The 13,673-nt window shown below is 40.9% G+C and carries 10 protein-coding genes; all 10 read right to left on the reverse strand.

Going from position 1 to position 13,673, the window contains the following annotated elements; all coding sequences use genetic code 11:
- Nucleotides 1-136 precede the first annotated feature (136 nt).
- The 10 genes from leuD to ACQKIH_RS21740 all read right to left on the reverse strand — a co-directional run bounded on the left by leuD (nt 137) and on the right by ACQKIH_RS21740 (nt 13,349).
- Entirely contained in the window at nt 137-727 is a 591-nt protein-coding gene (gene leuD, locus ACQKIH_RS21695; protein WP_427768859.1) for a 3-isopropylmalate dehydratase small subunit, read from the reverse strand.
- Between the two features lie 13 nt (nt 728-740).
- On the reverse strand, nt 741-2,150 hold the full coding sequence (gene leuC, locus ACQKIH_RS21700) for a 3-isopropylmalate dehydratase large subunit (RefSeq protein WP_427768861.1): 1,410 nt from the start codon (nt 2,148-2,150) through the stop codon (nt 741-743).
- A 16-nt stretch (nt 2,151-2,166) separates the two neighbouring features.
- Nucleotides 2,167-3,267, reverse strand: coding sequence for a 3-isopropylmalate dehydrogenase (gene leuB / locus ACQKIH_RS21705; protein ID WP_427768862.1), 1,101 nt, complete (start codon nt 3,265-3,267; stop codon nt 2,167-2,169).
- Nucleotides 3,268-3,362: 95 nt separating this feature from the next.
- Nucleotides 3,363-4,907, reverse strand: coding sequence for a 2-isopropylmalate synthase (locus ACQKIH_RS21710; protein ID WP_427768874.1), 1,545 nt, complete (start codon nt 4,905-4,907; stop codon nt 3,363-3,365).
- 2 nt (nt 4,908-4,909) lie between these two features.
- Complete coding sequence (ilvC, locus tag ACQKIH_RS21715; RefSeq protein WP_427768863.1) at nt 4,910-5,923, reverse strand: ketol-acid reductoisomerase; 1,014 nt, start codon at nt 5,921-5,923, stop codon at nt 4,910-4,912.
- Between the two features lie 86 nt (nt 5,924-6,009).
- Nucleotides 6,010-6,525 (reverse strand): acetolactate synthase small subunit, encoded by a 516-nt coding sequence (gene ilvN / locus ACQKIH_RS21720; RefSeq protein ID WP_057983183.1) that lies wholly within the window; start codon nt 6,523-6,525, stop codon nt 6,010-6,012.
- Entirely contained in the window at nt 6,522-8,273 is a 1,752-nt protein-coding gene (gene ilvB / locus ACQKIH_RS21725) for a biosynthetic-type acetolactate synthase large subunit (RefSeq protein WP_427768865.1), read from the reverse strand. Before ilvB ends, ilvN begins: the two co-directional genes overlap by 4 nt.
- Nucleotides 8,274-8,710: 437 nt before the next feature.
- Complete coding sequence (ilvD, locus tag ACQKIH_RS21730; protein WP_427768868.1) at nt 8,711-10,381, reverse strand: dihydroxy-acid dehydratase; 1,671 nt, start codon at nt 10,379-10,381, stop codon at nt 8,711-8,713.
- A gap of 482 nt (nt 10,382-10,863) precedes the next feature.
- Complete coding sequence (locus tag ACQKIH_RS21735) at nt 10,864-12,183, reverse strand: D-arabinono-1,4-lactone oxidase (RefSeq protein ID WP_427768870.1); 1,320 nt, start codon at nt 12,181-12,183, stop codon at nt 10,864-10,866.
- Entirely contained in the window at nt 12,171-13,349 is a 1,179-nt protein-coding gene (locus ACQKIH_RS21740; protein ID WP_427768872.1) for an alanine racemase, read from the reverse strand. The genes ACQKIH_RS21735 and ACQKIH_RS21740 overlap by 13 nt, the downstream gene beginning before the upstream one ends.
- Between the last annotated feature and the right edge of the window lie 324 nt (nt 13,350-13,673).

The raw sequence follows: 13,673 nt of genomic DNA on the forward strand, positions 1-13,673 counted from the left end.
AGCGAAATTAAACAACCAGTCGCCGGTTCAATACCGACAACTGGTTGGATAAATGCTTTTTTGACCTCTGTCTTATATACGGGGGTCAGTCCCAACTCATGGGTCAAGGTGTTTTTTCAGTTCAAGCTAACACGTTTTAATACGCAATCCGATTTTTCTCATAAGCAGCAATCTGATCTTCATACTTAATCGTTAACGAAATTTCATCCCAGCCGTTTAATAGCATTTCTTTGTAATACGGATCTATTGGGAATGCATACGTTTGACCGTAGCCTGTTGTTACCGTTTGCGCCTCTAAATTCACTTCAATGGCTTGCGCTTCTGCTAGCCCTTTTTCTAACAATTCATCACACTCGGCTTCAGTTAATTTAATAGGAAGAATCCCATTTTTGAAGCAGTTATTGTAGAAAATATCGGCAAAGCTTGGTGCAATGACTACGCGGAATCCATAGTCTAAAATAGCCCACGGTGCATGCTCACGTGATGAACCACAGCCAAAATTATCTTGTGCGACAATTATTTCTGCGCCGTTATATTGCGGTTTATTTAATACAAAATCCTCTACCGTATTGCCCTCTTTATCAAAACGCCAGTGATAAAAGACATATTGGCCAAAGCCTGTGCGTTCAATGCGCTTTAAAAATTCTTTTGAAATGATTTGGTCGGTGTCGACATTTTTACGATCAAGTGGCGCATATACGCTATTGACGATATTAATTGGTTCCATAAATATTCTCCCCTTACGCTTCTTGCTTTTGTAATTGACGTACGTCTACAAAACGACCATGAATTGCCGCTGCTGCCGCCATTGCTGGTGATACTAAATGTGTTCGCGCACCCGCACCTTGTCGTCCTTCGAAGTTACGGTTCGACGTAGAAGCACAGCGTTCACCTGATGGAATTACATCTTCATTCATTCCTAAGCAAGCAGAGCATCCCGATTCACGCCATTCAAAGCCAGCTGCTAAGAAGATTTTATGTAATCCTTCTTTTTCAGCCTGCGCTTTTGTCGACCATGAACCAGGTACAACGATGCCCGTGACACCAGCTGCAATTGTGTGACCTTCGACAATTTCAGCCGCTGCACGTAAATCGGTGATACGAGAATTTGTGCAAGAGCCGATGAAAACGTGTTGGATTTCGATGTCGGTAATTTTCTGACCTGCTTGTAAATCCATATACTCTAGTGCTTTATCTAAAGCAGATTTGTCCGCTTCATTATCATAATCAGCAGCTGTTGGCACGGTTTTTGATACGCCAACACCCATAGCCGGATTTGTTCCCCATGTAACGATTGGCTCGATGCCTGCTGCATCAATTTCAAGCACCACATCATATGTTGCATCTGTATCTGATGCAAGACTTAGCCAATATTTTGCTGCCTCTTCAAATTGTTCGCCCTGTGGCACATGACGACGACCACGTAAAAATTCTACTGTCGTTTCGTCTGGAGAAATTAAGCCTGCCTTTGCCCCTGCTTCAATCGACATATTACAAATGGTCATACGGTCTTCCATCGATAACTTACGGATGGCTTCTCCTGTATATTCCACGATATGGCCTGTGCCAATGCCGATTCCCCATTTTGCAATAATCGCTAAAATGACATCTTTTGCCGTTACACCGATGCCTAAATCGCCATTTACACGGATTTCCATCGTTGGCGGCTTAATTTGCCATAATGTTTGTGTCGATAATACATGTTCAACCTCAGATGTACCAATCCCAAAGGCAATGGCACCAAATGCACCATGTGTCGCCGTATGAGAGTCGCCGCACACAATCGTTTTACCTGGCTGTGTTAAACCAAGTTCTGGACCAATGACATGGACAATCCCTTGATCCGGATGACCAATATCAGCAAGTTCAATGCCAAATTCTACGGCATTTTCTGCTAGTGTCATAATTTGCTTTTTCGCAATGGGATCATTAATCGTCGGTAAGTTTTTCGTCGGTACATTATGATCCATCGTTGCAAAACATAAATCTGTACGACGCACTTTTCGTCCTGCAAGGCGCAGTCCCTCAAACGCTTGCGGACTTGTTACTTCATGAATTAAATGGAGGTCGATGTACAGTAAATCTGGCTTTCCTGCTTCACGATGTACGACATGTTGCTCCCATACTTTTTCAATTATATTTTTCCCCATAGTTTTTCACCGATCCTTAATTATATGAAATCATAATGCTATCTGAAACAAAGCTTGCGTCGATTTCGTTAAGTACTTTTTCTGTCCATTCATCTGTTGAAAGAACACGCGATCCTTCTTGTGCAAGGTCTGCAGTATAATGACCATCTTCAAAAACAGCGCTTACGGCACGTTCAATTTCAGCCGCTTCTTCTTTTAAACCAAATGAATATTGCAGCATCATTGCTACAGAAAGAATTGTTGCTGCTGGGTTTGCAATGCCTTGCCCAGCAATTTCAGGTGCTGAACCGTGTACGGGCTCATATAGTCCAAAATTATCACCGCGAATGGATGCAGAAGGAAGTACCCCTAGAGAGCCTGTAATAACAGATGCTTCGTCACTTAAAATATCGCCGAATAAGTTTTCCGTTACAACCACATCATAATGACCTGGATTCGTAATAAGCTTCATCGCGACTGAATCGACTAAATTATGTTCTGTTTCTACATCTGGGTATTGCTTTTTCTTCTCTTCCACAATTTCACGCCATAAACGTGATGTATCTAAAACATTGGCTTTATCTACAGAGCAAAGTTTGCCACGACGTAGTCTTGCTAGCTCAAACGCGTTGTCCACGATGCGCTCGATTTCCATGCGGGAATACACACATGTATCAACAGCACCCATATCTGTTTTATAACGCGGTTCACCGAAGTATAAGCCTCCTGTTAATTCACGAACGATCATTAAGTCTACATTTTCCGCGACTTCACGTTTTAATGGAGAAGAAGCGAGTAAACTTGGGAAAGCTTTTACTGGACGTAAATTAGCAAATAAATCAAAATGCTTGCGGATTTTTAATAAGCCCTTTTCCGGACGCAATTCTGGTGAGTTATTATCCCATTTTGGTCCGCCTACTGCACCTAATAAAATAGCATCACTTGCTTCACATTTTGCAATCGTTTCGTCTGGTAGTGGATTTTGATTTTGATCGATTGCTGCGCCTCCAATCAACGCATAATCTAAATTAAATGTATGATTGAATCGCTTCCCAATTACTCGTAATACTTTAACTGCGCTTGCAACAACTTCTGGACCGATGCCGTCACCAGGCAGTACTGTAATTTTCTTTTCCATTTGAAAACACCCTTCTTTCTTCGCTCTATCGCTTGTATACAAACGCCACCAAACCCATTCGCTTGATGGCGCTCATTATTTATTTATTTATTTATTTATTGAACCTGTAATTGTTCTTCTCTTACTTTTTGTTGAATGAGTTGACGGTTAATGGCATTTAAATAAGCTTTTGCTGATGCCTCTAATACGTCTTGTGCTGAGTCACGACCTGTTGAAGTGTAGCCATTGTATTTTAAGTTAACAACCGCTTCTCCTAAGGCATCGCGCCCTTTGCCAACAGATTTTACACGGTAATCTAAAATGTTGACCTTGCCATTAACAAGCAGTTCCAGTGTATTGAAAATAGCTTCCACTGAACCAGAACCCGTTGCAGCAAGTGTTTTAATGTCTCCCTCAGGCGTAACAACAGATGCTGTCGCTGTAGGGATATTTTCTGTACCATACTGCACTTGAACACTTTTCAGTTCAAATAATGCCACATCTTCAATCGAAACTTGCTGTTCTGTTAAGATTGTCGTTAAATCTTCTTCTGTAATTTCCTTTTTGCGATCCGCTAGCTTTTTGAACTCTGCGAATGCTTTATTCAGCTTTTCATCAGATAATTCAAAGCCCATTGTTTGTGCGCGGTCACGGAATGCGGCACGGCCTGAGTGTTTCCCTAAAACTAAAGCGACTTCATCTTCCCCTACTAATGCAGGTGAGATAATTTCATACGTTTCAGGATTTTTTAATACGCCATCTTGGTGAATGCCTGATTCATGCGCGAATGCATTTTTCCCGACAATCGCTTTATTCGGTTGGATGACAACATTCGTTAAACGGCTCACCAATTGTGATGTGCGTTTAATTTCTTTTAATTTTAAGCCTGTTTCGACTTGGTATAAATCTTTACGGATATGCATTGCAACACCGATTTCTTCTAATGCGGCATTTCCTGCACGTTCGCCGATTCCGTTAATCGTACATTCCACTTGATCTGCACCGTTTTGAATAGCTGCAATCGAATTGGCAACTGCCATGCCTAAATCATCATGACAATGGGCAGAAAATTTTACGTTGTCTGCACCGCGCGCATTTTCACGTAAATATTTGAATAACTCACCATATTCATTTGGTGATGCATAGCCTACTGTATCTGGGATATTCACCGTAGTCGCACCAGCAGAAATGACTTCACCGATAATTTTCACCAAAAATTCGCGATCTGACCGGAAAGCATCCTCTGCTGACCATTGCACAAGTGGGAATAACTTTTTCGCGTATTTTACCGCTTCAACAGCTTGCTCTATAACTTGCTCAGGTGATTTTTTCAGCTTGTATTCCATATGAATCGGGCTCGTTGCCAAGAAAATATGAATATGCGGCTGTTCGGCTACTTTAAGTGCTTCCCATGTCGTATCAATATCTTTTTGGATACAGCGTGCAAGACCCGTTACGATCGAATTTTTTACTGTGCTGGCAATGCGATTGACCGCATCAAAATCACCAGGAGATGAGGCAGGGAATCCCGCCTCGATAATTGTCACACCTAAACGCTCTAGTTGTTTTGCGATTTCGATTTTTTCAGCTGTATTTAAGTTAATACCGGCTGATTGCTCGCCATCGCGCAAAGTTGTATCGAAAATATCAATTTTTCTCATCATTATTGTACAGTAACCTTTTGTTTTCCTTGGTTAATGAATGGCATCATCGCACGTAATTTTGCCCCAACTTCCTCGATTTGGTGGTTAGCGCCCGCCTCTTTGAATTTTGTATATTCTGGACGACCTGTTTCGTTTTCTGCGATCCAACGTTTTGCGAATGTACCGTCTTGAATGTCTGTTAGTACTTCTTTCATGCGTGCTTTAACAGATGCGTCGATAATGCGTGGACCTGAAACATAGTCACCCCACTCAGCTGTATCTGAAATTGAGTAGCGCATTGTTGCCATACCACCTTCAAACATTAGGTCAACGATTAATTTTAATTCGTGTAATGTTTCAAAGTAAGCAAGTTCTGGTTGGTAGCCTGCTTCTACTAATGTTTCGAAACCAGCTTTCACTAGTTCTGTAGTACCACCGCAAAGTACAGCTTGCTCACCGAAAAGGTCTGTTACTGTTTCTTCAGCGAATGTAGTTTCAAGTAAACCACCACGTGCAGAACCAATTCCTTTACCGTATGCAAGTGCGATATCACGTGCTGAACCTGTTGCATCTTGGTGAATTGCGAATAATCCTGGTACGCCTGCACCTTCTGTAAATTGACGACGAACTAAGTGACCTGGGCCTTTTGGAGCTACTAAGAACACGTCTACGTCAGCAGGTGGTTGAATTTGATCAAAGTGAACGTTAAAACCATGGGCAAACATTAGTGCTTTACCTGGTGTTAAATGTGGAGCGATTTCTGCTTCATAAACTGCTTTTTGACGCTCATCAGGAAGTAAAATTTGGATAACATCTGCTGCTGCTGCTGCTGCTGCAACTGTCATTACTTCTACGCCATCTTCTTTTGCTGCATCATATGATTTACCTGGACGGATCCCAACAACTACATCAAAACCTGACTCTTTTAAGTTAAGTGCATGTGCATGACCTTGTGAACCGTACCCAATAATAGCGATTTTTTTACCTTTTAGAATTTGCTCGTTAATTTCGTTTTCATAATACATTTTTGACATTTTTGTTTCCTCCAATTAGTGTAAGTTAGTTTTTTTTAGAAATTAGGGCTTCAGATGACATCCTCCACCCTAAGGAATCTCGCTTGTTATTTTAAAATGGATAATTGCGGACCTTCTACTTTTTGCGTTTCACGAACGGCTGCTGTTGCGCCTGTACGTGTTAATTCTTTAATGCCATAAGGACGAATTAATTCGATAAAGGCATCAATTTTTTCTGGATGTCCGACTACTTCATACGTCACAACATTTTTTGCTGTGTCGACAACTTGCGGGCGGAATGGCTCTACAATAGAATTCATTTCAAGTCGTAAGTTCGGTGGTGATACAACCTTTACTAACGCCAACTCACGCAGAACGATTGCTTTTTCTGTAATGTCATTGACCTTTAGCACATCAATTTGTTTTGATAATTGCTTAATTAATTGTTCAATTTTACTCTCATCTTCTACATTTACGACAAACGTCATTTTCGAGAAGTTTGGTTGCTCTGAATGGCCAACAGTAATCGACTCAATATTAAATTGACGTTTCATTAATAAACCTGTAACACGATTCAACACGCCACTTTGATTGATTACAGTTACGTTAATAACACGTTTCATGGCTTTTTCACTCCAATCATTTCATGTAACCCTTTACCTGGTGCAACCATTGGATTGACATTTTCTAATTGCTTCACTCGGCAATCAATCACAACGGGTTCATCTGATAAAATGGCTTCTGCAAAAATGGCTTCTGCTTCTGATAACTTGTCAATGCGATAGCCTTTAACGCCATACGCATCAGCTAACTTCACGAAATCAGGCTGAATTGGCATTAACGATTGTGAATAACGTTCCTCGTAAAATGTTTCCTGCCATTGACGAACCATTCCTAAACAGCTGTTGTTTAAAATGATGACTTTTACTGGTAAGTTAAACTCTTTTAACAGCGCCAGTTCCTGATTAGTCATTTGGAAACCTGCATCGCCGACAATCGAAATAACTTTCTTATCTGGACGAGCAAATTGTGCGCCAATTGCTGCTGGGAAACCGAAGCCCATTGTGCCTAATCCACCTGAAGTTACCCAACCATGATCATTGTTTAAACGGTAATATTGTGCAGTCCACATTTGATGCTGGCCAACGTCCGTTGTAACAATGGCATCACCTTCTGTTAATTTGTGAATGATTTCAAGTGCTTGTTGCGGTAAAATTTCTTCACCTGCTTTTGTGTACCATAATGGATACGCTTTGCGACTTTCATCTAAATACGTCATCCATTCAGATGTATCTGTCATCGTAAAGTCTTTTTTCAATAACGCGTACAATGCTTCCTTCGCATCTCCCACAATTGGGATATCTGTTGGAACATTTTTACCAATTTCCGCTGGATCAATGTCGATATGGATAATCGTTGCATTCGGTGCAAACGTTGCTAAGTTACCAGTTAAGCGGTCATCAAAGCGTGCGCCAATATTCAGTAACAGATCACATTTTGTAATGGCGTCATTGGCCGTTGCGTAACCGTGCATCCCTGCCATGCCGAAAAATTGCTCGTGATCCCCGTGAATGCTTCCTAAACCAAGCAATGTATTCACGACTGGTAAATTATACTTTTCAATGAATTCAGTCAATTGTTCGCGTGCATCCGCAAATAATACACCCGCTCCAGCAAGCACAAGCGGTTTTTTCGCTAATGATAATGCTTGAATCGCCTTTTGAATTTGTAAGTAATTTGGCTTAGTCGTTGGCTGATAACCTGGTAAATAAATTTCATCCGGTGTTTTAATTTCATCTTCCTGGAAAATCGTTTGAGAAATATTTTTCGGGAAATCTATTAATACCGGACCTTTACGACCTGTATTCGCAATATGAAATGCCTCTTTTATGATTCGTGGAATATCCGCCACATCTTGCACTTGATAATTGTGTTTTGTAATCGGTGTTGTAATACCGATAATATCCGCTTCTTGGAATGCGTCTGTACCAATAACAGAAGTCGCCACTTGCCCTGTGAAAATAACTAATGGAATCGAATCAATCATCGCATCGGCAATTCCTGTTACTAAGTTCGTCGCACCTGGTCCTGACGTCGCAATTACGACACCCGGCTGATTTGTTACACGTGCATAGCCTTCTGCTGCGTGAATTGCCCCTTGCTCATGTCTTGTTAAAATGTGTCGAATCGGATTGCGGTACAGCGCATCATAAATTTGTAATACAGCACCTCCTGGGTAACCAAAAATTATATCAACACCTTGATCATGGAGAGACTGTACTAAAATGTCTGCACCATCTCTCGGTTTTTTTACTTGTTGCGCTTCTTCAGTACTTTCGATTTCTTGATTGATTGAAACATTTGCACTCATATATGAATTCCCCTTCCTTTTTCAAGATCAAGACAAAATAAAAAGCCTTTTATCCACACGCAAAAGAAAACCTGTTGCGTAGGGATGAAAAAGACTTTTCATGGTACCACCCTCGTTTGTAGCAGCAATAAACAACATTTCACATTGCGCGTGAAAAGTCATTTATTGACCGTGCTACCTCTTGAATCGTGCGAATACTAGATATTTACTTTAGCTCATGCTAAAAATGCAATAAAATCTAGCGGACGATTCATTAATAACGAGCACTTCGAATGTGCCCGGAGCTATCTAATGGCAAAATGCGTTTAATAGCTCACTCCGAGGGGATGTCGGATACAGTTGTATCGCCGGCTTCCACCACTGCCGGCTCTCTGGTAAATACAATGCTCTGTAACCTTTAACCTCATCAACGTTTTAACTTTATTCATTTTTCATGTTTAGATTTTCATGACGCCGCCTTGAGAAGCATTCGTTACTAATGCTGAGTAACGAGCTAACCAGCCGCGCTTAATTTTTGGTTCAAATACTGGTAATTTTGTACGACGTTCCGCTAATACTTCATCGGAAACTTGTAAGTGGATCGTACGTGCTGGTAAATCAATTTCGATAATATCGCCATTTTCAACTAAAGCGATTGGACCGCCTTCTGCTGCTTCTGGTGAAATATGACCGATAGAAATTCCGCGTGATGCACCACTAAAGCGACCATCTGTAATTAACGCAACCTTTGTACCTAACCCGCGCCCTTGAATTGCTGACGTTGGCGCAAGCATTTCCGGCATTCCCGGACCACCTTTTGGCCCTTCGTAACGAATGACAACAACATGCCCTTCTCGTACTTCACCGTTATCAATGGCTGCTTGAGCATCTTCTTGAGAGCCAAAGACAATGGCTTCACCAGTAAATACTTTAATCGACGGATCCACCGCGCCTACTTTAATTACCGAGCCTTCTGGAGCAATATTGCCGAATAAAACAGACAAACCGCCAACAGGACTATATGGATTATCTTTCGTGCGAATGACATTTTCGTTTGTAATATGGTAATCTTTCACAAGCTCACGCATCGATAAGCCCGTAATTGTCGGACGATCTGGATGAATGGCACCTGGAATTTTTGTTAACTCATTTATTATCGCTTGCACGCCACCTGCTTTATTAATATCATCCATCGAAATATCAGATGCTGGCATAATTTTCGCGATATATGGTACGCGCTCTGCTACTTTATTAATCTCTTCAATGTTATAGTCAATTTCTGCTTCTCTAGCGATGGCAAGTGTATGTAGCACTGTATTTGTTGAACCACCCATTGCCATATCTAACGCGAATGCATCATCAATCGCTTCTTTTGTAATAATGTCACGAGGTTTCACGTCCTCTTTAATCATGCGAACTAAATGTTTTGCTGCGTCTTTAATAAGTTGGTGACGCTCTGCACTTGTCGCGACGATTGTTCCGTTACCTGGAAGTGCTACACCAAGCATCTCCATTAAACAGTTCATCGAGTTGGCCGTGAACATTCCTGAACAAGAACCACATGTTGGACACGCATTGTTTTCAATATCTAGTAACTCTTCAGCAGTCATCGTACCTGCTTTATGAGCACCGACTCCTTCAAATACACTCGTCAGTGACAATTGCTTCCCACTTGCCGATGTACCTGCCTCCATCGGGCCTCCTGATACAAACACAGATGGAACGTTCGTGCGTACTGCTGCCATTAACATGCCTGGTGTGATTTTGTCACAGTTTGGAATGTAGAAAACACCGTCAAACCAGTGGGCATTAATAACCGTTTCAGCAGAGTCTGCAATAATTTCACGTGATGGTAAGGAATAACGCATGCCAATATGTCCCATCGCGATTCCATCGTCAACACCGATCGTATTAAACTCAAATGGAATACCGCCTGCTTCAATAATGGCTTCCTTCACAACGTCTGCGAATTCGCGTAAATGAACATGTCCTGGAATAATATCAATATAAGAGTTACAAACACCGATGAATGGCTTCTCTAAATCTTTCGCCTTCACTTTTCCCGTAGCATATAAAAGACTACGGTGTGGAGCTCGGTCAACCCCTAATTTAATCATATCGCTTCTCATTTACTAAACGCCCCTCAACGTATTGCATTTACTTAAAGTTCATGTATATACGAATATATTTATTAGAAATTAAGATGATTACGACTTTCTATCGATCATCTTTTAATAACATCGTTAGTCCTTCTGTCTACCTTGAACTTCTAACGTGCACCCTTTTCAATGATTCTTTCAAGCTGTGATCTTGTAGCGGAATAATTGAAGTGGTGTAGTAAATTGTTGTAATCATAGTACGAATGAATGGTGGTCGTCAACACTATTTTTTGAATTATTTAAACAATTCAAAATTTTTAAACCTTTTGAAATCGCTTTCATCGTGGAAACTGGGCGTTTTTTGCTCGTAAAATACTTTATTACGGAAAATTGAATTATTTGTTTTTTCTCAACAATTAATTTATTTAAGCTGAGTGTATCCTTTTTTCCACTCAAAAAGAGAAGGGCTTCCGATTGCTCGGAATGTTCCCTTCTCTTCATCTCTTACTCTTCTATTTGAAAATATTTCTAAAATACGATGTTAAAAAAATATCATGCGGGTCATACATTCGGCGCTGTTCATTGAATTTTTCCGCATTCGGGTAATAGCTTTCAATATTATCGCGATGATATTTATTCATTTTTCCCCAATGTGGTCGCCCATTGTATTTTCTCATCATGTCATGTACCCAAGCAAAATAGCTCGATTCATCCATCCCTTTATACATATGGAACGCCAGAAATGCACTTTCCACTTCTTGAGTCGGACTTAAATAGCCCGTTTCTCCAGCGGTAGTACGACATTCAATTGGGAAATGAACATCGAATTGCTGACGTGCAAATACTGAATTCACTTCTTCTATACACGCTTCAAACTGATCTACAGGAATCGCATATTCTGTTTCTACAAACTTTACGCTACGCGGAGATGGGTAAACTTCATAGCTAATATCCGTGCGTTGCTCTCGTCCAACCGCAACCGCGCATAATTTACTAATCGGTATACTAAGTGACGGCTTCCACTTACAAATTTCCGATGCAACAAAAAACGCACCGTTCTCAACAACTTGTAGCTTCGTGCGATCCACCATCTTTTGAAATTTTGGTTGGGCAATCGGTTCCACTTGTTTCATCTTTTTCACTTGGATTTGATCGCTTCCTGGGAAGTAAAACCATTCGACATTACGGTTTTCGCGAATCGTTTGCTGAAAATGATTTACCTCTGTTTGGAAATCACTTCTTTCCGATGTATATTGTAAGCTATACATCGGCATGACATGAATTGTAACGGTTACGAGGATACCTATTAGGCCCAGCGACACATGCAATGCCTCTGACAACGCGTCAGGTCCGCGCTCATGCTCGATATACTCCCCCTCACCTGTCACAATACCCCAACGTTTCACCATTGAAGAGAACGAACCGAGCGTAATCCCTGTTCCGTGCGTCCCCGTCGAAATGGCTCCAGCTAATGTTTGATATTGAATATCCCCCATATTAATAAGTGCTAATCCATATTCCGCTAAAATCGGTCCAACTTCATGCAAGTAAGTACCTGCATAAAAAGTCGCGGTTTGTGCCGCTTTGTCCACATGAATGAGCCCTCGTAAATTATGTAATGTCAATGCGGATTGCTCCGGCATGGCAACTGGGCTAAATGAATGCGCAGCACCTGTTACACGAATTGTTCTTTTCGAAAATGTGTGTTCCTGAACAATCGTACAAACTTCTTCAATCGATTGTGGCGCATAAAATTGACTTGGATACGATAAATAATTTCCTGACCAATTCGTCCATTTTGCTCCATTGCGCCATTTTTTTATAGAAAACATTGTCCATCCCCCCGATAGGTTTGAATTTGTCCAAAGTATCTGCCATCTTTTACTGCATGTAGTACTTGAAATCGCTCACATAGCTCCCCAGCTTTTGCATGACGCAAATAGAGCGTATCCCCAATGCTTACCGTGCCTTTCTTGACCACAACGGGTGTTTGTACTTCCCCAGCACCTTCTAGTGGGAGAAATTCAAAACAATCTGCTTCCATAAAGGTTGGCAGACGGTCTTTACCTACCGCGCCTGACGCAATATAGCCTCCACCATGACAAACGACAATATTCGGTGCAAACTGGCGTGTAACACGAAGCGCAAAACCAGCTGCCGGTGCTAATGTTAAGCTATCATAACGATCAAATAACGCCGGCGCAAAAAATGCAGAACCTACTGTAATTTCCGTCACTTCTTGCTGCTGTGCTGTAAATTGCATACTACCTGAACCACCAGCGTTGACAAATTTTACATCATATAAGCTTTTTACATGGGCTACAGCGAATTGACGAAAGGCCGTTACTTTCTTTTTTGCTTGCTTTTTTAATGTTCGGATGAGTGTTGTTTGTAAGCCTAATAACTGTGAGGATTGATCCGCCACACCCGCAATTTGCGCATCGTAGCCCATAACACCACTAACGATAAGCGATTCATATGCTTGTAATTGATCTGTCAGTTCTTTTAAAGCCTGAAAATTTGCAATGGGTGAACGTTTCGATCCAAAATACAGCACTTGAAAATCTGTTGAGACATTGACATCAATGCAAATTTCAAATAAAATTCCTTCTGATTGTGCAATAGTATTTAATAAAGCAGCTTGTTCCATCGCGTCAACCATAAACGTAATCGATTTCCCGCTTTTCACCCACTCCGCAAGACGCGTAATCGACTGTTTTTCGTATACTGGGTAGCCGATTAGAAATTCATCCAAGTCTTGTTCGAGTAAAAATAACGTTTCGCTCGCTGTAAATGTCATAAAACCTGCGAAATGATGGATTCGCTTTGAAATATAGTTCAGCATCGGAGCAGAGCGGATAGATTTGGTCGCGATGCGGATTTTCTTTTGTCCACACGCTTCATTCACAAATGCGATATTTTGCTCTAGCGCATCGAGATCAAGCCATGCAAATGGTCGTTCTATTTCAGTAAAGATTTGCTCAAATTTGTCCAACATCTTTCACTCCTTCGTTTTTTAATTCTACCTTACAAAAAAATTTCCCTGCTAATTCTAAATTTTTGTAGAAATCCCCTTATTTATGTATATCAAAGCCGCATTTCTAATATTTCCAATGCATGTGGAAAAGTAAACTTAAACTTAAACTTTCTTCAGCATAAATTAGATGACAAAATTCCTTATATAAATTCGCTTAAATTAAAAAAAAGCTATTTTGAACTCAATCAAAAGGGACTGACCCCAAAAATATAGACAAATAAAAAAAGCATCTTCGATTGAATTCGGGTTTAGATACCTAAAATTCAACTAGGGGGTGTTTTTTTA

Source organism: Solibacillus cecembensis (assembly GCF_050272495.1).
Taxonomy (GTDB): Bacteria; Bacillota; Bacilli; order Bacillales_A; family Planococcaceae; genus Solibacillus; species Solibacillus cecembensis.